Raw genomic sequence first — 21789 nt, forward strand, 5'->3', positions numbered from 1 at the left:
CCTGCTGGGACCGCTAGGCGGTCAGGTCCTGGTGGATGTCGAAGCCCTTGTAGCCGGCCGCGGCCACGTCGGCGATGATCTCGCCATACACCCCGAACCCGCCGACGAACGGCATGAACACCCGCGGCTTGCCCGGGATGTTCGCGCCGAGATACCACGAATTCGCCTGTGGCATCAGCGTTTCAGCGGCACGTCGGGTGCATTCGTCCACCCATTCGGCTGCGGCGTCCGCGCGGGCCTCGATCGCCGGAGCGCCCTGGGCGTCGAGATGGGCGATCGCGTCGGCCACCCAGTTCAGGTGCAATTCCGAGTGCAGCACCATGTTGGCCAACACAGACGGGGCGCCGGGGCCCGCGATGTTGAACAGGTTGGGGAAACCAGGAACACCGAGGCCGAGGTAGGTGATCGGCCCTTCGGCCCAGGCCTCGTTGAGGGTCCGGCCGTCACGGCCCACCACATTGAGCTTCTGGACCGAACCGGTCATCGCGTCGAATCCGGTTGCCAGCACCAGTGCATCGAGATCGTAGTGCGCCTCGGTGGTGTCCAGACCCGAGGCGTCGATCCGCTCGATCGGTGTGGCCCGCAGGTTCACCAGCTCGACGTTGTCCCGGTTGAAGGTCTGGAAGTAGTTGTCGTCAGTGCAGATTCGTTTGGCACCGATCGGATGATCCTTCGGGATCAGCACGTCGGCCACAGCGGGGTCGTCGATCACGGCCCGCACCTTCTGCTCCCAGAACAGCCGCGCGGTGTCGTTGGCCTCGATGGTGAGCAACTGGTCCGGGAAGGCCTTGGAGAACAACACGCCGCCGAGCTCCCAGCGCCGCTCGTAGGTCTCCTGCAACTCCTCGGCGGAGACCTCGAGGGCGGACTTGGGGTGAGGCTGATGCGGCGAGCCGCCGCCGCTGAGCATCGAGAGCCTGCGCCGCTCGGCATAGCCGGCCTTCTGTGCCGCGCGCGTCTCGTCGTCGAGCGGGATGTTGCCGGCCGGCACGCTGTAGTTGGGGGTGCGCTGGAAGACGTAGAGCTGCGTGGCCTCTTTGGCGATGCACGGAATCGCCTGGATGCCAGAGGATCCGGTGCCGATCACGCCGACCCGCTTGCCGGTGAAATCGACGCCTTCGTGCGGCCAGTGCGCGGTGTGGTAGATCTCCCCCGCGAACGAATCGAGGCCTTCGATGGCCGGGATGTTGGCGTTCGACAGCGGCCCGACCGCCAGGATGCAGAAGCGCGCGGACACCGCGTCGCCGCGATCGGTACGGACCTCCCAGCGCAGCGTTTTCTCGTCCAGCACCATGTCGGTCACGCGGGTCTCGAAAGAGATGTCGCGGCGCAGGTCGAACCGGTCGGCCACGTGGTTGAGATAGGCCAGGATCTCCGGCTGGGTGGCGTACTTCTCGGTCCAGTTCCACTCCTGCTCGAGCTCGGGGTCGAACGAGTAGGAGTAGTCGACACTTTCGACGTCGCACCGGGCACCTGGGTAACGGTTCCAGTACCAGACACCACCCACACCGGCCGCGGCCTCGAACACCCGCACCGAAAGGCCTTGCCCGCGAAGGCGATGCAATGCGTACAGTCCGGCGAAACCGGCTCCCACCACAACGACGTCCACCTCGGCGGTGGTTTTTTCGGCGGTACCTGACGGAGCTGGCTGGGCTGTCACTGTGTTGCCTTTCGCTTCGAGATTCGGCTTGTCACGTTACGAACCGGAGTGTGAGGCGGACAGCACTTGTCTCACTCACCGGTACCGAGACCCGATCCGGCGGCAGCAAAATAGCAATCCGGCGCGGCGCATTGCCTTCCGCAACTATCCAAGTCTCGCTGACCGGGAATTTTGCACCGATTCAGCCCCTGAACCTCCATATTTCAGCCATCCACATCCGGGTGGTCAGCGAACGGGGGGTCAGCAGTGAAGCGGTTGTCGGGCATGGATGCCATGTTCCTGTCGATGGAAGGCACCGAGTGGCCCCAACACACGTTGGGGTTGATGATCCTCGACCCTTCCGGGGCACCAGGGTTCGACTACGAACACCTGCGCGATCACCTGGACCAGCGGCTGCCGTACCTGCCGCAGTTCCGGCGCCGGATCCAACAGGTTCCGCTGCAACTCGACCGGCCGGTCTGGGTCGACGACCCGGCGTTCAAGCTGGACTACCACGTCCACCGCGCCGCGCTGCCGGCTCCGGGCGGCACCCGCGAGCTGGCCGAACTCGTCGGGGAGATCCTGGCCCGCCAGCTCGACCGCAACCAGCCGCTCTGGGAGAGCTGGTTCGTCGAAGGCCTGGAAGGCGGGCGCGTGGCCTACATCGCCAAGACCCACCACTCGATGGTCGACGGAGTCTCGGGCGCCGGCCTGTCCTCGGTGCTGTGCGACGTCACCCCGAACGCCGACAGGCCCGTGGTGGACCTGCCCCAGGAGGGCGAACAACCCCGGCATTCCGCTGTCGAGCTGTTCGCGAAGGGCACGTTCGCGGCCGCCACCTCCCCGCCGCAGATCGCCCGGTATCTCGGTCAGACCGTCCGGACCGCGGTGACCACGATCGGTCACCTCCGGCGTGACAATCCCCCACCGCGGCCGATGAGCGCACCGAAGACGAGCTTCAACGGCGCGCTGAGTTCGCACCGCAGCTTCGCCTACACCTCGCTGCCGCTGTCCGATGTCAAGCACGCCAAGAACAGCTTCGGCGTCAAGGTCAACGACGTGATCCTGTGCGTCGTTTCGGGAGCGCTGCGCACTTATCTCGCGAAACGCGATGCGCTGCCGGATAGCTCGATCCTGGCCACGGTGCCGATGTCGACGCGCGACGCCGGCGACGACGAACCCGGCAATTTCGTGCACGCGATGGTCGCGACCCTGTGTACCGACGTGGAGGATCCGGTCGAGCGGCTGTCGGCGATCCACAACGGAATGAACAGCGCCAAGGCGCTGGCCGAGGACCTGCAGGCGCAGCAGGGTGTCGGTCTGACCGACTTCACGCCGCCGCTGCTGCTGAACCTGCTGTTCAAGGGATTCCGGGCGGCCAAGCTGGAGGACAAGCTCCCACTGGCCAGCAACCTCATCGTCTCCAACGTGCCCGGACCACCCGTTCAGCTCTACATGGCCGGTGCCCGCATCGAACATATGGTCCCGGTCGGCCCGCTGACCGTCGGGATGGGCATCAACGTCACGGTGTTCAGCTACGGCGATTTCGTCGACGTCGGCGTCCAGACCGATCCGGACCTGGTCGAGGACCCCTGGGAGCTGCTCGAGGGTGCCACGGCCGAACTCGAGCGGCTGATGTCCGCCGCCCGCTGACCGAGCGCCCACCCCGTTCCCGCTGAATGAGACTTTCCGCCACGCCCCCGCGACGGCGGCGAATATCGTTGTGTTCATATCCGGCGCGGTTGCGGCCAAGATCGCCACTTGACCCCGCCGGCGACTCACGGTGAAAGGAAGTTGTTGGGATGCAAGCAGTTTCGGATAGCTTGTCCGACGTCGTAGCGATCGTCACCGGCGGTGCCCGCGGCCTCGGCGCCTCGTTCGCGCGGCACATCGTCGCGCGTGGCGGCAAGGTGGTGATCTCCGACGTACTCGACGACGACGGCGCCGCGCTGGCTGCCGAGCTGGGTGACAACGCCCGCTACGTCCACCTCGACGTGACCGACGCGGCGCAGTGGAAATCCGCGGTGGAGCTGACCCTGGCGGAGTTCGGCAAGCTGAACGGCCTGGTGAACAACGCAGGCATCTCGACCGGGCAGTTCATCGAGCACGAGCCGCTGGACCACTTCCGCACCGTGCTCGAGATCAACCTGGTCGGCGTCTTCAACGGCCTTCAGGCGGCCATCGCCCCGATGCGCGCCGCGGGCGGCGGCTCGATCGTCAACATCTCGTCGGCCGCCGGTCTGATGGGCCTGGCGCTGACCGCCGGGTACGGCGCGTCCAAGTGGGGCGTGCGCGGCCTGAGCAAGATCGCCGCGGTGGAGCTGGGAACCGATCGCATCCGGGTGAACTCGGTGCATCCCGGCATGACCTACACGCCGATGACCGCTCAGATCGGCATCGAACGAGGTGAGGGCAAGTACCCCAACACCCCGATGGGGCGCGTCGGCGAGGCCGACGAGATCGCCGGCGCGGTGTGTTACCTGCTCTCCGGTGACTCCACCTACGTCACCGGCGCGGAGATCGCCGTCGACGGCGGCTGGACCACCGGTCCGACCGTGAAATACGTGATGGGACAGTGATTGCCATGAAACGACTTGAGGGACGCCGGATTCTGGTGACCGGCGCGGGATCCGGGATCGGACAGGCCACCGCACTGCGACTGCTCGCGGAGGGCGCCGCGGTGGTGGGGGCCGACATCTCGGCCGAGGGCCTGGAATCCACCGGTCAGAGCGCGCAGGGGGCAGGCAGCGCGGACCGGTTCACCGCACTGACGATGAACATCGGCGACGAGGCATCGGTGGTGGCCGGTGTGCGCAGCGCGGTCGAGACGCTGGGCGGTCTCGACTCGGTGGTGAACGCGGCGGGCATGCTGCGCGCAGTGCACACGCACGAGATGTGTCTGCAGGAGTGGAACCAGATCATCACGGTGAACCTCACCGGGACGTTCCTGGTGATCCGCGAGACCCTGCCGGCACTACTGGAGAATCCGCAGAGCGCGATCGTGAACTTCAGTTCGACGTCGGCGGCGTTCGCCCATCCGTACATGGCGGCGTACGCGGCCAGCAAGGGCGGCATCCAGGCGATGACGCATGCGCTCGCCCTCGAGTACGGCAAGCAGGGCCTGCGGGCCGTCAGCGTCGCGCCGGGCAGCATCAAGTCCGGAATCACCGACGCCACACCGGGACTCGTTCCCGCCGACGCCGACTGGTCGTTGTTCGCCAAGCTGTCGCCCATCATGCCGACCAACCTGGACTCCGGCGGGGCGGGAATGGGCGCGCCATCCGCGGTCGCGGGCGTGATCGCGATGCTGGTATCCGACGACGGTGCCTTCATCAGCGGCACCGAGATCAGGATCGACGGCGGAACCCACGCCTGATCACCGATATCGGAAACGGTGGGCGGCGCTGACAATCAGCGCCGCCCACCGTTTTCCGTCGGCTACGGGGCGACGGCCCTCGACTCGCCGACCACGGTCGCCAGCCCGACGTGGGCGTCCCGCCACCATCGCTGCACCGGGCTGGTCCGGCGCAGCGCGTCAACGCTTGAGTGACAGACGATCTCATCGATCGCCCGTACCGCCCGGCGGGCCGCGGCGATCTGATCGCGGCGCGCACGTGCCCGCATACCCGGGTCGATCGGTCCGTCCAGGACCCGGTTGAAGGACGCCGTGAGCGTGTCGAGCATCGCCAGCCGCGAAGCCCGGATCTCGGCGGCCGCGTGTTCGGAGAGCGGATCCTCGGCGTCTGCTGACCCGACATGGTGAGCCAGGGCGCCTTCGGCCATGCCGATCACCGCCGCGGTGATGCCCAGCGGCGCAATGGTGCTGAGCGGGATGTGGTAGATCGGATTGCGCAGACCGGCGTGCCCGGCCGCGGTGCCGTCGACGATGCTGTTGTGGTTCAGCAGTCGATGCCCGGGGATGAACACGTCATCGATCGTGATGCTCTTGCTTCCGGTGCCGATCAACCCGATCGCATCCCAGGAATCCTCGACGATGCTCAAATCCGACCGCGGCACAAGCGAATAGCCGAGTCCGTCGGTGTCGCCCGTGCCGACCACGCGGGCACCGACGACCACCCACTCGCAGTGGTCGATCGCCGCGACCGACCGCCACTCGCCGGAGAGCCGGTAACCGCCGTCGACGGGCAGGAGCACCCCGGCCGGCGTGTGCGCCGAGGCGATCCAGACGTCGGAGTCGGCCTCCCAGACCTCGTCGCGCAGCCGCCGGTCGGCCGAGGCCAACGCCCACGGCGGCACACCGACCGAACCGGCGACCCACCCCGCTGACCCGTCCAACCGGGCGATCTCCAGAACAGCCTCGGCGAAATCGCCGGGATGGGTCTCGATGCCGCCGAACTCCGCGGGCTGCAGCATGTGCATCACCCCGGACTCACGCAGCGCGTCGACCGTCCGGCCGTCGAGCCGGCCCAGCGTCTCGTTGACGGGCCCGAGTGCCCTGATCCGATCGGCATTCTCATAGATGCCGTCCAGAACGTCCCTGGTCATTTCCACACCACGCATCCGAAACTCCCTTGTCGCGCGTATCGCGTGCTGACCACCATGGTCAGGTACGTCACTCAAGTGCTTGCGGCACCATCCCGCTGAGTGAGATCGTGGGTGACCCACTGTTCGACGTCCTAGGGGGCGCAGGTGCCGGCTTCCACCAGCAACGCAACATCACGGCCGCGCGCCGAACCACGTGACACGGCCGTGTCGATGGTGGATCGCGTCGCCTTGATCCTCAATGTCTTCGACGAACCCGGCAAGCACCTGCGGCTGGACCAGATAGCGGGCCGCACCGGCCTGCCCCGGTCCTCGGTACACCGGATCCTCAAACAACTGCACAGTGCCGGGCTCTTGCAGCACCGTCCCGACGGCTACGCGCTGGCCGCTTCCCCGCTGCCGGTGACCAGGATGGTCGACCATTCGCAGTTGCGCAGCGTGGCGTCGCCGACCCTGTCCCGCCTGCATGCCGATACCGGGCTCGTGGTGCACCTCGGAGTGCTCTTCGGCGGTGACGTGGTCTACCTCGACAAGGTGGCCGGCCGCAACAGCGCCGTGGTGCCCACCCGCGTCGCCGGGCATTCGCCCGCGCACGCCAGCGCCCTGGGAAAGACCATGCTGGCCCAGCTTCCCGCCGAAGAGGTGGACGCCGTGCTGGGGCCGCGGCTGACCCGGTCCACCCGGTCCACCATCAGCGATCTGGAAACCCTGCACCGGGAGCTGGCCCGGATCCGGTCCCGGCACGGGCTCGCCTACGACAACGAGGAACTCGCGATCGGGCTGACCAGTGTGGCGGCCCCGCTGCGGTCGGCCGACGGTGAGGTGGCGGGCTTGTCGCTCACGGGTGCGGTGCCGTTGCACCGCCTGCAACGCACCGCCCCGTTCGTGATCCGGGCGGCCCGGCACATCTCGCAGCAACTGGGGGCCGGTCGGGATACCGCGGCGGCGGCCCCTTCGCACGCGCAGGCCACCGACAACCTGTTGTCCCGGGTGTTGCGGACCCTGACCTCAGACGCGTGGGTCTGACCGGCTACCAGAGGATCTCGTCGACCTCCATGCCGAACGAGTGGCGGCCCACGAGCGCCAGCACCTGCTCGACATTGCTGGCGACGTGGGTCTGAGCGGTCTGCACGTCGCGCCAGACCCGTTCCACCAGGAGATCCTCGGCGCCGCGGCCGTCCGAGTGTGCGATGAACGTCCGGATCGCGGCGACAGCGCGTTCGGAGGCCAGCACCTGGTCCCGGCGCGACCGCAGCACCAGATCGCTGTCCGGGGCCAGGTCGGCCCGTACGCAGTCCATGAGATCGCCGAGGTTGCGTTCGATCTGGGCGACCGACAGCTCAAGATCGCTGCGCGCCATGGCCACCGGATGGACCGGCGACGTGGCGTGGGGCCGCAATGCCGAAAGGATGTTCTCGGCAGCTCCGAGCAGAGGCGCGGTACCGGTGTGGGTGTACATCGTCGGCTGCGGCAATCGGTACAGCGGCGCGAGCCTGCCGAGCTGCTCACCGCTGACCCAGCCGAACGTGCGGTACCGCGGCACCACGGCACCCGAGACGACGACATCGTGAGCGCCGATTCCGCGTAATCCCACGCTGTTCCAACTCGATTCCACGACATAGTCGGCTCGGGGCACCAGCGCCACCAGGAAGTCCTGAGCGGCGCCGTCCTCGCCGACGAGCACCGCGGCGGCCATGAGCCACGACGAGTGCAGAATTCCCGTGCACCGGCTCCACCGGCCGGACAACCGGAAGTCGTCCCCGACCCGTTCGAGACGGCCTGTCGGTGCATACGACTCACAGAGCAGGGTCCGTGGATCCCGCCCCCACACATCGCGCTGGGCCCGTTCGTCGAACAGCGACAGGTGCCACGTGTTGACCCCCAGCCACCCGGCCAGCCAGCCGGTGGAGGTACATGCCGCGGACAGATCGCGGGTGACGGCCAGGTACTCAGCCGGGTCGGCCTCGATCCCGCCGAACGCCTTGGGTTGCAGCATCGCAAAGAAACCCGCGTCGTGTAGGTCGCTGATCACCGAGGGGTCGACGGCTCCGGTGTGATCGACATCGGCAGCGGCCGCGGCGATCGCCGGCAGCGCCTGGCGCACCGCGGCGCGCACATTCTGCGTCATCAGTGTCGCCCTATCCTGCCCGTCGGGTATGTCACCATCGTGGATACCATTCGTCACCCCTCCCAGGAGGTCATATGGCCGAGCCGCCCGGTGCATCCGGCGTCGATCCCGCCGCCTCGGCCACTGCCTCGATTGCCGTCCTGCGCGAGCCGTCGTGCCGGCTGTTGCAGCCCGTCCTTCACGGCGGCCGCGCCGTGTCGCGATCGTCCTCGGAGGCAATCGATTTCGTCGCCGCGGTCGCCGACCTCGCCGAGCGCGACGGATCGGGCGGGTGGTTGGTCGCAGCGGTCAACACCGCGGCATACCTGGTGGCGAGCCTGGGCGACGGCGCCGCCGAACAGGTGTGGGGGGCCGACGCCGGTGCGCTGGTCACCACGGGTGGAGAGCCGGCGGGCTCGTTGACTGCCGACCGCGGGCACTTTCGGCTGACCGGCCACTGGGAATCGGTGACCGGTGCCCTGTTCGCGGACTGGCTGCTGCTGAGCGCACTGGAAGGCGACGCGGTCCGGTACGTCCTTCTCCGCCGCGGTGCGGTGCAGGTCGACCGACGGGCCGGCCTGCGCGGTCTGGACTCGGCCGGGATCGGTGACGTCACGGCCTCCGATGTGGTCGTCGACCCGCAGGCCGTGTTCCCCGTTCCGGACGACAGCTCTTGTGATACAGACGATTTCGACGATTCCCGGCCTCCCTACCTGGTGCTCGCGGGCGCCGGGCAGGCCGCTGCCGTCATCGGCGCCGCGGCCGGCGTGTGGCGGGCGCACGTCGGCCAGGTCCGCAGGCGACTGGCCACCTCGTACGGCAGTGAAGACACCACCGAACTGACATCGTCGGCGGTGCTGGTGGCCAAGGCGGAATCGGACATCGACGCCGCACGGCTGCAGCTGACCACGGCGCTGGGCTCCGATGTCCCCACCGCCGCGGCAGCGCTGTGCCAGGCCGTCACCCGCGCCCGCAACGCCGCCGACCAACTCCTCGGCAGCGGCAACCGCCACGCGCTCGATGCGACAGATCCGGTGGCGCGCCTGTGGTTCGACGTCCTAGCCGGATACCGCCTGACGATCCGGCGCGTCGAGCAGCCCGCCGCCGGCTGAACCTGCCCGCGCCGCCAGCTCCGCCAGCGCGCCCGGCACCCGGTCGGCGATGCCGTACGGGTCAGACACCTGATCACCACACGTGAGGACGCAGATCGCCATCTCGTCGCGGTAGCTCCACCCGGTGAAGTTCAATCCCATCGGGAACACGATCGGCCCCGACGAGATCAGCTGTTCGATCGGCGCGCCGCCCCAGTAGAGCGTGTTCTGCGGGCCGCGCATGTTGGAGGCGATCAGGCTGAACATCGGACGGCGCTTCATCTTGGCGCCGAGGATCGGCAGCACCCGTGAGTACAGCCAGAACAGCGGCCAGTACTCCATCCAGTCGTGCTGCAGCCAAGCGTCACGCTCGGCCTGCACCTCACGCGCGGTGCGGGTGGCCGAGGCGATCGCCGCCAGCCGCTCCACCGGATCGGCGATGTGCGTTGCGAGGTCGACGTTCCAGCGAGCCACCTTGTTGCCCCACTCGGCCTCGGTTTCCTCCGGGCGCATCGAGACGGGCACCACCGCGGTCATGCTCTCGTCGCTGAGTTTCCCGTTCTCGGCCAGGTAGTCGCGCAGCGCCCCGCCGCAGATGGTGAGGAAGACGTCGTTGATCGTGACGCCGAAAGCCTTTGACACCCGCTTGATCTCGGTCACATCGCAGCGCCGGTAGGCGAATCTGCGGCTCGCCGAGAACGGCTCGTTGAACGGCATGGCCGGTGCGGCGAAAGCTTCCGCATAGCCTGGCTTTCCCGCTTTCTGCCGGCGCCGGATCACCCCGGTGACCGCGACAGTGCGGGCGATGATGCTCGGGAACCGGGCCAGCGCCGCGATCTGGTGGCGCAACACCAGTGGCCACCAGATCCACGGCGCCGGGCGCCGCTCGTTCGGCAACGGCGTCGATCGCGGCTGCGGCAGCGGGGTCTGCGGGTCAGAGCTGTAGAGGGTTTCCAGTAGTCGCAGCGATGCGGTTCCGTCGGCGACGGCGTGGTGAATCTTGAGCACCAGGGCGACGCGGCCGTCGGCCAGCCCCTCGACGAACCACAGTTGCCAGGCCGGCCGGTCGCGGTCCAGCCCGGTTTCGAAGATTTCGCCGATCGTCGCGGCCAGCTGCTCGTCGCCGCCGGGTGCGGGAGCGGTGGTCCGCTGCAAGTGATACCGGAGGTCGATCTGCGGCCGCGACACCCACCACGGCCGGCCGAAACCCACCCGCGGGGTCAGCAACTGCCACTGCAGGGGCTCGACGTTGTCGACCCAGCCCTGCACCGCGGACTTGAGCCGGTCGAACGTGAGCGGCTCGGTCATCTGGGTCGGGTCGAGCACGACAGCCTTCATCGTGTGCTGCGGTTGGACCGAGCTTTCCCACGCCAGGAAGCTGTTGTCCTCACCCTTCAAACGCCGCATTTTCACCCTCGCTTGTCCTCACCGCCGGTACGGCACTGTCTGTGGCTGCCATCACTCTTATCCAAACGTGTGTCCCAGTAGACAAGCTGTCCCGCACAGCGAGACTCCAGGCCCCGTAGCCTGCTCGGCGGCACCTACGGTTTGCGCCATGAAGCGAGCCATTCCGCGCCCTGCCAGCCTCGTCGCCAGGGCCAATCGGTTCCGGGTGATCGCCCGCAGCATCGCCGTGCTGCGCGAGTCGGGGCTGTCCGGTGGAGCTGCCGACGGCATCCGCCAGGCCAAGCTGGTCCGCCAGTTCGGCGGGTTCGCCGCCGTCATCGAGAGCGCCGCCACCCGCGACCCCAACGCCATCGCCATCACCGACGAATGGGGCGACGTGACGTACGCCCAGCTCAACGACCGGGTCAATGCCCTCGCCCGGGCCTGGAACTCCCGGGGAATCGGAGCGGGCTCGGTGATCGCGGCGCTGTGCCGGGATCACCGCGGACTGGTCACCATCCTGGCCGCGGCAGGCAAGGTCGGAGCGCAGCTGCTGCTGATGAACACCGGCTTCGCCAAGCCGCAGCTGGCCGATGTCGCGGCCCGCGAAAAGGTGAACGTGCTGATCCACGACGAGGAGTTCACCGACCTGGTCAGCGCCATCGATCCGGGCGTGCGGCGCTTCCTGGCGTGGACCGACGAGCGCTCGAGCACCGACGTCGAGGGCTCGCTGGAGGGTCTGATCGCCGCCACCTCGCCTGCCCCGGTGGCCGCGCCGGCCAAGCCCGGCGGCATGACCCTGCTGACCAGTGGCACCACCGGCACACCCAAGGGCGCCCCGCGCGGCAAGACCTCTCCCCTGTTCTCCGCGCAGCTGCTGGACCGGGTTCCGCGCCGCCGCGGGCAGACCTGCATGCTGGCCGCGCCGATGTTCCACGGCACCGGCCTCGGCCAGGCGGTGCTGTCGCTGGCCCTCGGCAACCGCCTCGTGCTGCGCCGCAAGTTCTACCCCGAGGAAACCCTGCGCGCGGTCCAGAACCACGCCTGCGACGTGCTGGTCGTCGTACCCACGATGCTGCAGCGAATCCTGGCCCTGCCCAAGGACATTCGCGACAACTACGACACCTCGTCGCTCAAGATCATCTTCGTCTCCGGTTCGGCCATGCCACCCGACCTGGTCAAGCGCACCCTCGCCGAGTTCGGACCGGTGCTCTACAACCTCTACGGCTCAACCGAACTCGCGGTCATGACGGTCGCCATGCCCGAGGACCTGCAGCACGATCCGCGCACCGCGGGCCGTGCCCCGGTCGGATGCGCCGTGCGCCTGTACGACGATGCCGGCAGGGAGATCACCGAACCGGGCGTGATCGGACGGGTTTTCGCCGGCAGCGACGTGAGCTTCGCCGGTTACACCGACGGCCGCACCAAGGAGTCGATCGACGGATTGCAGAGCAGCGGCGACGTCGGTCACTTCGACGACACCGGCAGGCTCTACATCGACGGCCGCGACGACGACATGGTGATCTGCGGCGGCGAGAACGTCTACCCGCTGGAGGTCGAGAACCTGATCACCAGCCATCCAGAGGTCGACGAGGTCGCCGTGATCGGCGTCAGCGACGAGGATTTCGGTCAACGGCTCAATGCCTACGTGGTCCTGGTCGACGGTGCCACCCTGGCCCCCGACGACATCAAGGACTACGTGCGAGCGAACCTGGCCCGGTACAAGATCCCCCGCGACGTCGAGTTCTTGACCAAGCTGCCCCGCAACGCCACCGGCAAGGTGCTGCGCGGCGAGCTGACCGGCGGTGCCAAGTGAGCGATTCCGACACCATGAAGCGTGAGGTCGCCGGCCGGATGGGCGACGCGTTCGCCCCGATCGTCGACGGCGTCCTCGAGCCGATCGCCGCCGCGGCCGAGGTCCGGGCCCGGCTCAAGGCCAGCCGCCGGCCCGCCAAGCCCGTACCGGTGGGCAACGTCGAGGACCGCACCATTGCCGGTCCCGCAGGTGAGATTCCGGTGCGGATCTACCACCCGCTCGACCCCGCGACGGCCGACACCGGCCTGCCCGTACTCGTCTACTTCCACGGCGGCGGGTTCGTGCTGTGCGACCTCGACTCGCACGATTCCTGCTGTCGCCGGCTCGCCAACGGCATTGGTGCCATTGTGGTTTCGGTCGACTATCGGCTGGCGCCCGAACATCCGTACCCGGCCGCGGTAGAGGACGCCTGGGCGGCAACCGAATGGGTGGCCGCCCACGCCGGCGAGCTCGGCGGCGACCCGGCGCGGCTCGTGGTCGCGGGCGACAGCGCGGGCGGCAACCTGGCGGCCGTGGTCGCGATGACGGCCCGGGACCGCAGCGGCCCGCCGATCGCGTTCCAGGTGCTGATCTACCCGGTGGTCGACCAGCGCCGCAAATCGTCGCTGTCCAGCCCGCACACCAAGAGTGGGGTGCTGACCGCCGAGCACATGCAGTGGTTCACCGCGCAGTATCTCGGCGACAGCGGCGCCCAGGCCGAGGTGTCGGCGTCGCCGATTCTCGGTGACATGACCGGGCTTCCGGATGGGCACGTGCTGACCGGGGCCCTGGATCCGTTGTGCGAGGAGGGCGAGGAATACGCCCGCATGCTCGCCGCCGGCGGCGCGAACGTCAGCGTCCGGCGCTACGAGCGCGGATTCCACGGCTTCTTCAACCTCGCCGATCATCTGCCCGCCGCCGCCGAGGCCACCGAGGACGTCTGCGCCGTCGTCCGCGACGCGCTCAATTGCACGACCACACCTGTTACCCACTGAAAGGCAACCCATGAAGCTGAGGAACTCCCGCGCTCTGGTCACCGGCGCGAGCCGCGGCCTGGGCAAGAGCATCGCCGAGGTGCTGGCCGCACGCGGCGTCGAGGTCGCCGTGGTGGCGCGCGACGCCGAGTCGCTCAACCTGCTCGCCAAGCAACTGAAAGGCAAGGCCTACCCGACCGACCTGGGTGACCCGGACGCGGTGGAGGGCCTCATCGATCGCGTCGAGGCCGACGGTCCCATCGACATCGTGATCAACAACGCCGGCATCGACCACGTCGGCCGGTTCCATCAGGTCGATCCCGAGCAGATTCGCAATCTGCTTCAGGTCAACCTGGCGGCCCCGATGGAGATCTGTCGCCAGGTGATCCCGCGGATGGTGCAGCGCGGGCGCGGCCACATCGTCAACGTGTCGTCGATGGGCGCCATCTCGCAAGGCCCCGGACTGACCCTGTACGGCACGTCGAAGGCGGGGCTGAGCCACTTCACCGCGGGCATCCGCGGTGAGTTGCGGGGCAAGCCCGTCGGCACCACGCTGGTGCAGATCGGCGAGGTCAAGACCGACATGATCGACCACATCCGCGCGTTCGGCCCGGCGCGGCGCACCATCGAGCGGTCCATCCGGTGGCGGATGATTCCGCGCGAATCGCTGGAGCCGGTGGACGTTTCGGTGGCCATCGCCGAGGCCATCGAGCACAACCGCCGCCACGTCATCCTGCCGCGCAACATCGTTCCGATGGCCAAGTTCACCGAGTTCCCGCGCCGCATCTCCGAACTCATGCTGACCGGCATCGACCAGGACAACGACTGATGGCGGGCGTCGACCTGTCCGGCAAGGTCGCGATCCTCACCGGCGCCGCCCGCGGGCAGGGTGAAGCCGAAGCACGCTTGTTCGCCGCACTCGGCGCCAAGGTGGTACTGACCGATGTGCTCGTCGAGGACGGTGAGCGGGTCGCCGCGTCCATCGGCCCGGCGGCTCGCTTCGTCCGCCTCGACGTCGGCAGCGAAACCGATTGGCGCACCACCGTCGATACCGCGGTCGCCGAGTTCGGCCGCGTCGACGTGCTGGTGAACAACGCGGCCATCTGCAAGGTCGTGCCGCTCGCCGAGCAGGACACCGTGGGATTCGAGCAGATGCTGCGGGTCAATCTGATCGGCGCCTTCCTCGGCATGCAGGCCGTCACGGAACCCATGCGGGCCGCCGGTGGCGGATCGATCGTGAACATCTCGTCGCAGGCCGGCGTGCAGGGACTGGCGGGCTACACCGCGTACGGCGCCTCCAAGTGGGGCCTGCGTGGTATGTCGAAGGTGGCGGCAATCGAGCTGGGCCCGTTGGGTATTCGCGTCAACACCGTCTATCCCGGCATGATCGACACGCCGATGATCGCCCACCTCGAGGTGGAACGCGGACTCGGCGGTCATCCCGGTGCCCCGCTCACCCGGGTCGGCACCCCCGAAGAGGTCGCCGAGGTTGTCGCATTCCTCGCCTCGGACGCGTCGTCCTACATCACCGGCGCGGATCTGACCGTCGACGGCGGCGCCAGTGCCGGCCGGATTCCGGTGACGCCGGTCCACACCGGCTGATCCCGAGCGTGAATTCCGTTGTCCGACAATCGGCGTTCTGACTGTGTGACTCTCGGCCGGCGGTTGGCCCTGGCCCCCCACATCGCGATCGACGAAGCGGTGCTGGCTGTCATGCGCAGTCGGCAGCCGAACGCATCCCCCGAGGCCGGAGTGCACCGGACCGCCGCCGAGATGGCGGCCACCGCTGCACTTTTCGAGGAGCGCGGCTGGGTGGCGGCACCGCTGAGCTACCATCGCACCCCGCCGCCGCTGCGCGATTCTGATCTCCTCGAGTTGCACACCCGTACCGGGCCGCTGCGTCATGAAACCATGACGTTCCCATCGGAATTCACGCCCCGGGCGGGTGAGCCCGGGGCGGACCGATGGCCTCTGAACGACTGCAACGACACGGTGTTCGTCCGGCTCTTACGTCACCGCGATCCCCAGGCTCCATGGGTGGTGTGCCTGCACGGGTTCGGCATGGGTTCATCCCGGTTCGACCTCGCCGTGCTGTGGGCGACGTACCTGCATTCCACGTTGGGATTCAACGTCGCAGTACCGGTGGCACCGCTGCACGGCCCGCGGCGCACCGAGGACGACGACCAGCTGCTGTCCCTGGACCTGACGTCGATGCTGCACGGAATCACCCAGGCGCTCTGGGACGTCCGGCGTCTCGTCAGTTGGATCCGGTCCACCACTGACGCCCCGGTCGGGGTGTACGGGTTGTCGCTCGGCGGCTTCCTGGCCACCATGCTGGCCGGCCTTGAACCGCTGGACGCGGTCGTCGCGGCGCTGCCGTTCGTCGATGTGCTCGGGTTGATGGAACACCACGGGCCGCCCGCCGAGTACCACTCGCTGTTGCGTTCGGCGGACGCCCGCAACACATTCCGGGTGGCATCCCCGCTGTCGGTGCCTGCGGTGGTGCCTGCCGATCGCCTGGCGTTGTTCGCCGCCCGCGGAGACCGGCTCATCCCCGTCGACCAATCCCGCGCTCTGCACCGGGCCTGGCAGGACGGCGAAGTTCAGTGGACCAACAGCGGCCACGTGGGGTTCACGTGGTCCAGACAGGCGCGGGGGCTGGTGGGCCGGCGGTTGCACACCGCATTGGTCGCGGAGCTCTGACACCGGCCCACCCCACTCACTGTCCCGGCAACACCAGGATCTTGACGTGCGCCTCGGGGTCACGGAGCGACTCGAACGCGTCGCCCAAGCCGTCCAGGCCGACCCGGCCCGTGATGATCGCCTCGGCATCGATCTCGCCGGCCGCCAGCCGCGCCAGCACCTTCTCGTAGGCCTGCTCGTACGGCCCATGCCCGAAGTTGATCGCGATCTGCCGCATCTGCGCGACCACCGGGATGATGGTCTCCTCGGCGAACGGCGAAGCCACCACCTGGATGCGCGAACCCCACGGCAGGGTGTGGGTCAGCGTGTTCAGTGTGCCGACGCGCCCGCTGCACTCGTAGGCGATCAGGAGGCCGCCACCCGTCCTGCCGCTGCCCAGCAGCTCGTTGTAGAGGGCGATCGGATCCTGCTCATTGGGGTCGACGACGATGTCGGCGCCCATCTTGGCGGCGAGCTCACGCCGTTTCGGTGACGGCTCCGAGGCGATCACGGTGTGCGCGCCGGCCGCCTTCGCCGCCAGGATCGTGCCGAGGCCGATCGATCCACACCCGATCACCAATGCCGTGTCCGCGGGCGTCAGGCCCGACTGCTGCATGTGCATCTCGCCGACGTGGAGCGGTTCGGCCAGGGCGGCGTGCTCCAGCGACAGGCCGTCGGGCACGTGCCGGACCCAGAAGGCGTCGACGACGATGAATTCGCCGAAGGCCCCGTGGTACTGGTTGGAGTAGCCGATGATCGTCGGCAGCCCGGTGCCCTGCTCGGTGGTGATGCCGAGCCCGGTGACGCGGTCACCATCAGCGAAATCCTCGACGCCCGGCCCGGTTTCGACGACGGTGCCGGCCCACTCGTGGCCCAGCACCACCGGCCGGGTGGCATCGAACACCGCGAACGGGTAGCCCGCCCCGGCGGCCACCTCGACGAACCGGCACGGATCCTTCGACATGCTCAGATCGCTGCCGCAGATGCCGCAGGCCGCGACCTTGATGCGCAGCTGCCCGGGCCCGGTGGCGGGCGGTTCGGTGACATCGGCGACGGTGAACTGACCGTCGAAGTACTCGGCGGCGCGCATCACGCCCCCTGTCCGGCGAGCTGCTCGGCAGGCTGGCCGTAGTAGTCGGTGTGCGCCTTGGTGATTGCGCCGATCAGGCCGCCGAGCAGGTACTGGCTGTTGTCCTCGGCGAACTGCAGGCTGGCCTGCCGGCCCACGTTGCGTTTCTTGAAGTGCGGGACGACCTCCGAGGCGAACAGCTCATAGCTGCGCTTCGTGTCCTCCCAGCTGGCCATGTCCACATGCATGATCAGCAGCGTGCCGAATCCTCCGGTCTTCTCGATGAGCCGCTCGATCTGAGCGATCGCATCCTCGGGGGTGCCGATGATGACCTGGCCGAACTCGCCCAGGTTTTCGGTGCGCCACTGGTTGATGATGCCCGCGGGGGTCTGCGCCCAGTCGGGGTTGATGCCCTGCTGCCGGTTGACGTACTCGGCGATGGCATGGATCCGGCGGCTGACGGCGCGCTCGGCCTCGGCCCGGGTCTCGGCGATGAACATCGGATTGACCAGGCGCCAGGTGGAGCGGTCGGCCAGGTGCCCGTGTTCGGCCGAAACCTTCTCGTAGACACCCCAGTTGCGGTCGAGCACGTCGAATCCGGTCGGCGAGCTGGCCGCCAGCGACAGCAGCGACAGCCCATGCGTGCCGGCGAGCACCGACCCGTTCGGCGAGATGGTCGACGCGGTCGCCACCTCGATGCCCGCCGGATCGTAGGTCGGCAGCTGGGCCCGGGCGTCGCGAAGGGTGAACCAGTCGGTCTCCATGTCGACGACCTCGCCACGCAGCAGGCGAAGTACCGCCTCCAGCGCCTCGCCCTGCATGCGGCGCTGGTCGACGGGGTTGATCCCCATCATGTGCGCGTCCAGCGGGATCTTGCCCGGCCCGGTGCCCACGATCAACCGGCCGCGCGTCTGCAGATCGAGTTGGGTGATGCGGTCCGCGGTGACCAGCGGGTGGTGGTAGGGCAAGGACATCACACCGGTGCCGAACCTGATGCGCTCGGTGCGCTCGGCCGCTGCCGCGATGAACATGTCCGGCGCAGGGACGATCTCGGACCCGGTCGAGTGATGCTCACCCATCCACGCCTCGTCGAATCCGAGGTGGTCGAGATGCTCCATCAGGTCGATGTCACGCCGCAGCTGCAGTGCCGGGTCGGCGTTGAGGGGGTGGTAGGGCGCCAGGAACGCCCCGAACTTGATCGAACTCGAATTCCACATGCCCGGGACGTTATCTGGATCGCATGATTGGATCAAGTGATCCAATAATTTTCGCCGTGAAAGCTCCCGCTGAAAAGGACGGATGGGTCAGGAACCGAGCAGGCGCTCGACCCCACCGACGACGAAACACACCAGGTCGTCGTAGAAGTCGTGCAGCTCGGTCTCGTCGAGCCGGCTGCCGTTGCGGCGCCATTCGTCGGCCCGGCTCAGCGCCTGGATGAAGTTCATGATCGAGATGGCCCAGCGCAATTCCAGGCGCGCGGGGTCGGAATCGGGGAAGGCCCGCTGCACCTGGGTGAACAGTTCGTCTGGCAGATGCTGCTCGGTGTCCAGCAGCACCGGATTGTTCTCCTGCGAGATCTGCGCGATGATCTTGATCCAGCGCATGCCCCGGACCCGGTGGCGCAGTAGCAGTTTCAGATACGGCTCGGTGACGGCGCGGACGAGGGCGTCGGGGCTCGGCGCCGCCGGATCGGCCGCGAGCACCGCCACGTTGGCCGCGATCTCGTCGCGCACCGGCGCACCGACGTCGGTGAGCACCGCGCGCAGCAGCTCATCTTTGGAACCGAAGTGGTAGTGCACCGAGGCCGCGCCGAGCCCCGCGGCCGCATTGACCGCCCGCACCGACACCGCGTCCACCCCTTGGGCGGCGAACAATCGTTCGGCAGCCTTCACCAGGCGCAGCCGGGTGGCCGCGCCCTGCCGATTCTGGGCTGCGCCGGACACCTGACGAGCATGGCACGCGCCGCGCCGGCTGCTGAGCTGCGCTCTACCCCGACGGCGTGTCGCCGACCAGCGGCGCGAACCGGCCCTGATCATCGGGCGGGTACGCCGTGGTGGTCGTCACAGCGCCGACCGGCAGCGGACCGTACAGATGCGGGAACAGCATCGCCTCGGGGTCCGTTGGAACCCCGGGCTCCCAGCGCACCGGATCGGTCAGCTTGTCCGGATCGATGTGCAGCAGCACCAGGTCGCCGCGCCCGGCGTAGAGCCGGTTGGCCGGCAGGTGCACCTGCTCGGGAGCCGAGAGATGGACGAAGCCCTGCGCACCCAGCGAGTCGGGACGATGTTCACCGCTGCGCTGGGCCAGCTGCCACTCCTCGACGCTGCACAGGTGAACCAGGACACGCGGCGATGGATGCATACCGTCAGCTTGCCGGGCCAGCAACACGGCGGCCAAGTGAGACACGACACACCGGTGAACCCTTGGGGAACAAGGCCGGAATCCAAAACGTCTGACAGAGTAGACATACGCAATCGAGGCGCCTTTGCCGAGATGCGCAGAGCAGAAGACGGAGGAGCCATGAACGCAACTCTGACAAGCCCGGAGCTAACCAGAGCCGATCGCTGCGATCGTTGCGGTGCGGCCGCGCGCGTACGCGCGAAGCTGCCTTCAGGAGCCGAGTTGCTCTTCTGCCAGCACCACGCCAATGAGCACGAAGCCAAGTTGGTCGAGCTGGCCGCTGTGCTGGAGACCAGCACGGCAGACGCCTGATCGCCAACCTCCGACACCACCCGCCTGGGCAGGAGCACGTTTCGTCAGTAATGCTTGACTGGTCATGACTGGCCAGCCGCTTCCAGTACCACCATCACGCCACCACATCTGGCACATCACTCGACGTACATTGTCGAAGAGCTGGGACGACTCCATCTTCTCGGAGTCGGCACAGGCGGCGTTCTGGTGCGCGTTGTCATTGCCTCCCCTGCTTCTGGGGATGCTCGGCAGCCTGGCCTACATCGCACCGTTGTTCGGGCCGGACACCCTGCCGACGATCCAGGATCAGCTGATCAACGCGGCGAACAGCTTCTTCTCCCCCAACGTCGTCAACGAGATCATCGAACCGACGATCCGCGACATCGTCAGGGGCGCCCGGGGCGAGGTGGTGTCGGTGGGTTTCGTGATCTCGCTGTGGGCCGGGTCCTCCGCGGTGTCGGCCTTCGTGGACTCCATCGTCGAGGCCCACGATCAGACGCCGCTTCGGCATCCGGTGCGGCAGCGCTTCTACGCGCTGGGCCTGTACGTGATCATGCTGATCTCCGCGATCGGCATGGCGCCGCTGCTGGCCCTCGGGCCGCGGGCCGTCTCCGAACACATCCCGGACAGCTGGGACAACGTGCTGCGCTACGGCTATTACCCGGCGCTCTTCCTGGCGGTGTTCGTCGGCGTGACCATCCTGTACCGGGTGTCGTTGCCGGCACCGATCCCGACGCACCGCCTCATGCTGGGCGCGGTACTGGCCACCGTGGTGTTCCTGGTCGCCACGTTCGGGCTGCGGATCTACCTGACCTGGATCACCAGCACCGGCTACACCTACGGCGCGCTGGCCACACCGATCGCGTTCTTGTTGTTCGCGTTCTTCCTGGGTTTCGCCATCATGCTGGGCGCCGAACTCAACGCGGCCATCCAAGAGGAGTGGCCCGCGGCGGACACCCACGCCAGGAGACTGCGGGAATGGCTGGAGGACAAAGCCCTCAACGGCGGCCTCAACGGCAGCGCCCAGGCACCGGCCGAAACCCGTGTGCCCGAGCCCGCCGAACCGCCGGTAGTGCCGCCTACTTCTTGAGCTGCTCGTAGATCTTCTTGCAATCCGGGCACACCGGAGAGCCCGGCTTGGGCGACTTCGTCACGGGGAACACCTCGCCGCACAGCGCGACCACATGCGTGCCCATGACGGCACTTTCGGCGATCTTGTCCTTCTTGACGTAATGGAAGAACTTGGGGCTGTCGTCGTCGGTCCCGTCGTCGACGCGTTCGTCGGTGTCCGGGCGCTCGATGGTCTGGGTCTGCATGGTCTTATTGTGCTCCTCACGTCCGCGGGCTTCATTGTGCCTGGGTGTGGGCCGTAGGGAAATCCACCTGCCACCGCGCGCGCCGGGTGTGGAACAGTAGAGGCATGAAACAAAGCCACGAGCTGAGTTTCGACGACGATTTCGGCGACGATTTCGGCAAGGAAGCCCGCCCGGTTCTCATCACCAAAGCCGCACCCTCCTACGAAGTGCAGCATCGCCAGCGCGTACGGAAGTACCTGACGTTGATGGCCTTCCGCATACCGGCGCTCATCCTCGCGGCGGTCGCCTACAACATCTGGCAGAACGGGCTCATCTCGCTCGCGATCATCGTGGCGTCGATCCCGCTGCCCTGGATGGCGGTACTGATCGCCAACGATCGTCCCCCGCGCAGCGCCGAGGAGCCACGGCGTTACGCCGGCCGCGGCGAGCGGATTCCACTGTTCCCCACCGCGGAGCGGCCTGCGTTACAGAAGGAACCGTACGTGGCACCGCAACGGGACACCGCGCCGCCCGACGGCGATGCTCCCAGCTGAGCG

At 68.0% G+C, this 21789-nt stretch carries 22 protein-coding genes; 13 read left to right on the plus strand and 9 right to left on the minus strand.

Annotated elements, in window-relative coordinates; genetic code table 11:
• Window positions 1-13 precede the first annotated feature (13 nt).
• Window positions 14-1660, minus strand: a complete 1647-nt coding sequence (locus G6N57_RS23980; RefSeq protein WP_077739103.1) for a flavin-containing monooxygenase — start codon at window positions 1658-1660, stop codon at window positions 14-16.
• Window positions 1661-1906: 246 nt separating this feature from the next.
• Between G6N57_RS23980 and G6N57_RS23985 the strand changes: the two genes are divergently transcribed.
• The 3 genes from G6N57_RS23985 to G6N57_RS23995 all read left to right on the plus strand — a co-directional run bounded on the left by G6N57_RS23985 (window position 1907) and on the right by G6N57_RS23995 (window position 5015).
• Window positions 1907-3292, plus strand: a complete 1386-nt coding sequence (locus G6N57_RS23985; protein WP_174814509.1) for a WS/DGAT/MGAT family O-acyltransferase — start codon at window positions 1907-1909, stop codon at window positions 3290-3292.
• A gap of 149 nt (window positions 3293-3441) precedes the next feature.
• On the plus strand, window positions 3442-4218 hold the full coding sequence (locus G6N57_RS23990; protein WP_077739101.1) for a glucose 1-dehydrogenase: 777 nt from the start codon (window positions 3442-3444) through the stop codon (window positions 4216-4218).
• A gap of 5 nt (window positions 4219-4223) precedes the next feature.
• On the plus strand, window positions 4224-5015 hold the full coding sequence (locus tag G6N57_RS23995; RefSeq protein ID WP_077739100.1) for an SDR family NAD(P)-dependent oxidoreductase: 792 nt from the start codon (window positions 4224-4226) through the stop codon (window positions 5013-5015).
• Between the two features lie 62 nt (window positions 5016-5077).
• Here G6N57_RS23995 and G6N57_RS24000 read toward each other — a convergent pair whose 3' ends face one another.
• Window positions 5078-6145 (minus strand): acyl-CoA dehydrogenase family protein, encoded by a 1068-nt coding sequence (locus G6N57_RS24000; RefSeq protein ID WP_162563909.1) that lies wholly within the window; start codon window positions 6143-6145, stop codon window positions 5078-5080.
• A 210-nt stretch (window positions 6146-6355) separates the two neighbouring features.
• Between G6N57_RS24000 and G6N57_RS24005 the strand changes: the two genes are divergently transcribed.
• Entirely contained in the window at window positions 6356-7168 is an 813-nt protein-coding gene (locus G6N57_RS24005) for an IclR family transcriptional regulator (RefSeq protein WP_097926288.1), read from the plus strand.
• Between the two features lie 4 nt (window positions 7169-7172).
• Here G6N57_RS24005 and G6N57_RS24010 read toward each other — a convergent pair whose 3' ends face one another.
• A complete protein-coding gene (locus G6N57_RS24010; RefSeq protein WP_097926282.1) occupies window positions 7173-8270 on the minus strand; it encodes an acyl-CoA dehydrogenase family protein in 1098 nt (365 codons plus the stop codon).
• A gap of 74 nt (window positions 8271-8344) precedes the next feature.
• Between G6N57_RS24010 and G6N57_RS24015 the strand changes: the two genes are divergently transcribed.
• On the plus strand, window positions 8345-9361 hold the full coding sequence (locus G6N57_RS24015) for an acyl-CoA dehydrogenase family protein (RefSeq protein ID WP_097926283.1): 1017 nt from the start codon (window positions 8345-8347) through the stop codon (window positions 9359-9361).
• Here G6N57_RS24015 and G6N57_RS24020 read toward each other — a convergent pair.
• The gene (locus G6N57_RS24020) at window positions 9308-10747 is read right to left on the minus strand and encodes a wax ester/triacylglycerol synthase family O-acyltransferase (protein ID WP_097926284.1); all 1440 of its coding nucleotides are present in this window, start codon (window positions 10745-10747) and stop codon (window positions 9308-9310) included. The genes G6N57_RS24015 and G6N57_RS24020 overlap by 54 nt on opposite strands.
• Window positions 10748-10895: 148 nt before the next feature.
• On the opposite strand from G6N57_RS24020, the gene G6N57_RS24025 reads away from it, so the two are divergent.
• Genes G6N57_RS24025 through G6N57_RS24045 form a run of 5 tightly spaced genes read left to right on the plus strand, consistent with a single transcriptional unit; the run spans window position 10896 to window position 16198 of the window.
• On the plus strand, window positions 10896-12542 hold the full coding sequence (locus tag G6N57_RS24025; protein ID WP_077739098.1) for an AMP-binding protein: 1647 nt from the start codon (window positions 10896-10898) through the stop codon (window positions 12540-12542).
• Window positions 12539-13516: an alpha/beta hydrolase gene (locus tag G6N57_RS24030; RefSeq protein WP_234815790.1), complete on the plus strand. Its 978-nt coding sequence runs from the start codon at window positions 12539-12541 to the stop codon at window positions 13514-13516. Before G6N57_RS24025 ends, G6N57_RS24030 begins: the two co-directional genes overlap by 4 nt.
• A 10-nt stretch (window positions 13517-13526) precedes the next feature.
• On the plus strand, window positions 13527-14324 hold the full coding sequence (locus tag G6N57_RS24035) for an SDR family NAD(P)-dependent oxidoreductase (RefSeq protein WP_077739097.1): 798 nt from the start codon (window positions 13527-13529) through the stop codon (window positions 14322-14324).
• A complete protein-coding gene (locus G6N57_RS24040; protein ID WP_077739096.1) occupies window positions 14324-15097 on the plus strand; it encodes a glucose 1-dehydrogenase in 774 nt (257 codons plus the stop codon). The genes G6N57_RS24035 and G6N57_RS24040 overlap by 1 nt, the downstream gene beginning before the upstream one ends.
• 45 nt (window positions 15098-15142) lie before the next feature.
• Entirely contained in the window at window positions 15143-16198 is a 1056-nt protein-coding gene (locus G6N57_RS24045) for an alpha/beta hydrolase family protein (RefSeq protein WP_077739095.1), read from the plus strand.
• 16 nt (window positions 16199-16214) lie between these two features.
• Here G6N57_RS24045 and G6N57_RS24050 read toward each other — a convergent pair whose 3' ends face one another.
• From G6N57_RS24050 to G6N57_RS24065, 4 genes are all read right to left on the minus strand, one after another.
• Window positions 16215-17267 (minus strand): alcohol dehydrogenase catalytic domain-containing protein, encoded by a 1053-nt coding sequence (locus G6N57_RS24050; RefSeq protein WP_077739094.1) that lies wholly within the window; start codon window positions 17265-17267, stop codon window positions 16215-16217.
• On the minus strand, window positions 17267-18463 hold the full coding sequence (locus tag G6N57_RS24055) for an LLM class flavin-dependent oxidoreductase (protein WP_077739093.1): 1197 nt from the start codon (window positions 18461-18463) through the stop codon (window positions 17267-17269). The genes G6N57_RS24050 and G6N57_RS24055 overlap by 1 nt, the downstream gene beginning before the upstream one ends.
• 87 nt (window positions 18464-18550) lie before the next feature.
• Window positions 18551-19189 (minus strand): TetR/AcrR family transcriptional regulator, encoded by a 639-nt coding sequence (locus G6N57_RS24060; protein WP_077739092.1) that lies wholly within the window; start codon window positions 19187-19189, stop codon window positions 18551-18553.
• Window positions 19190-19232: 43 nt separating this feature from the next.
• Window positions 19233-19607 carry a DUF952 domain-containing protein gene (locus G6N57_RS24065; RefSeq protein WP_077741689.1) on the minus strand — a complete coding sequence of 125 codons (375 nt, stop codon included), beginning with the start codon at window positions 19605-19607 and terminating at the stop codon, window positions 19233-19235.
• A gap of 159 nt (window positions 19608-19766) precedes the next feature.
• On the opposite strand from G6N57_RS24065, the gene G6N57_RS24070 reads away from it, so the two are divergent.
• Together G6N57_RS24070 and G6N57_RS24075 are read left to right on the plus strand one after the other, a co-directional pair.
• On the plus strand, window positions 19767-19958 hold the full coding sequence (locus tag G6N57_RS24070; protein WP_036444951.1) for a DUF7455 domain-containing protein: 192 nt from the start codon (window positions 19767-19769) through the stop codon (window positions 19956-19958).
• A gap of 64 nt (window positions 19959-20022) precedes the next feature.
• Window positions 20023-21027: a YihY/virulence factor BrkB family protein gene (locus tag G6N57_RS24075; RefSeq protein ID WP_077739091.1), complete on the plus strand. Its 1005-nt coding sequence runs from the start codon at window positions 20023-20025 to the stop codon at window positions 21025-21027.
• On the opposite strand, the gene G6N57_RS24080 is transcribed toward G6N57_RS24075, so the two are convergent.
• Window positions 21017-21253 (minus strand): DUF3039 domain-containing protein, encoded by a 237-nt coding sequence (locus G6N57_RS24080; protein WP_003880577.1) that lies wholly within the window; start codon window positions 21251-21253, stop codon window positions 21017-21019. The genes G6N57_RS24075 and G6N57_RS24080 overlap by 11 nt on opposite strands.
• A gap of 104 nt (window positions 21254-21357) precedes the next feature.
• Between G6N57_RS24080 and G6N57_RS24085 the strand changes: the two genes are divergently transcribed.
• Window positions 21358-21786: a DUF3099 domain-containing protein gene (locus G6N57_RS24085; RefSeq protein WP_077739090.1), complete on the plus strand. Its 429-nt coding sequence runs from the start codon at window positions 21358-21360 to the stop codon at window positions 21784-21786.
• Window positions 21787-21789: the final 3 nt, after the last annotated feature.

It is taken from the genome of Mycolicibacterium boenickei (assembly GCF_010731295.1).
Taxonomy (GTDB): Bacteria; Actinomycetota; Actinomycetes; order Mycobacteriales; family Mycobacteriaceae; genus Mycobacterium; species Mycobacterium boenickei.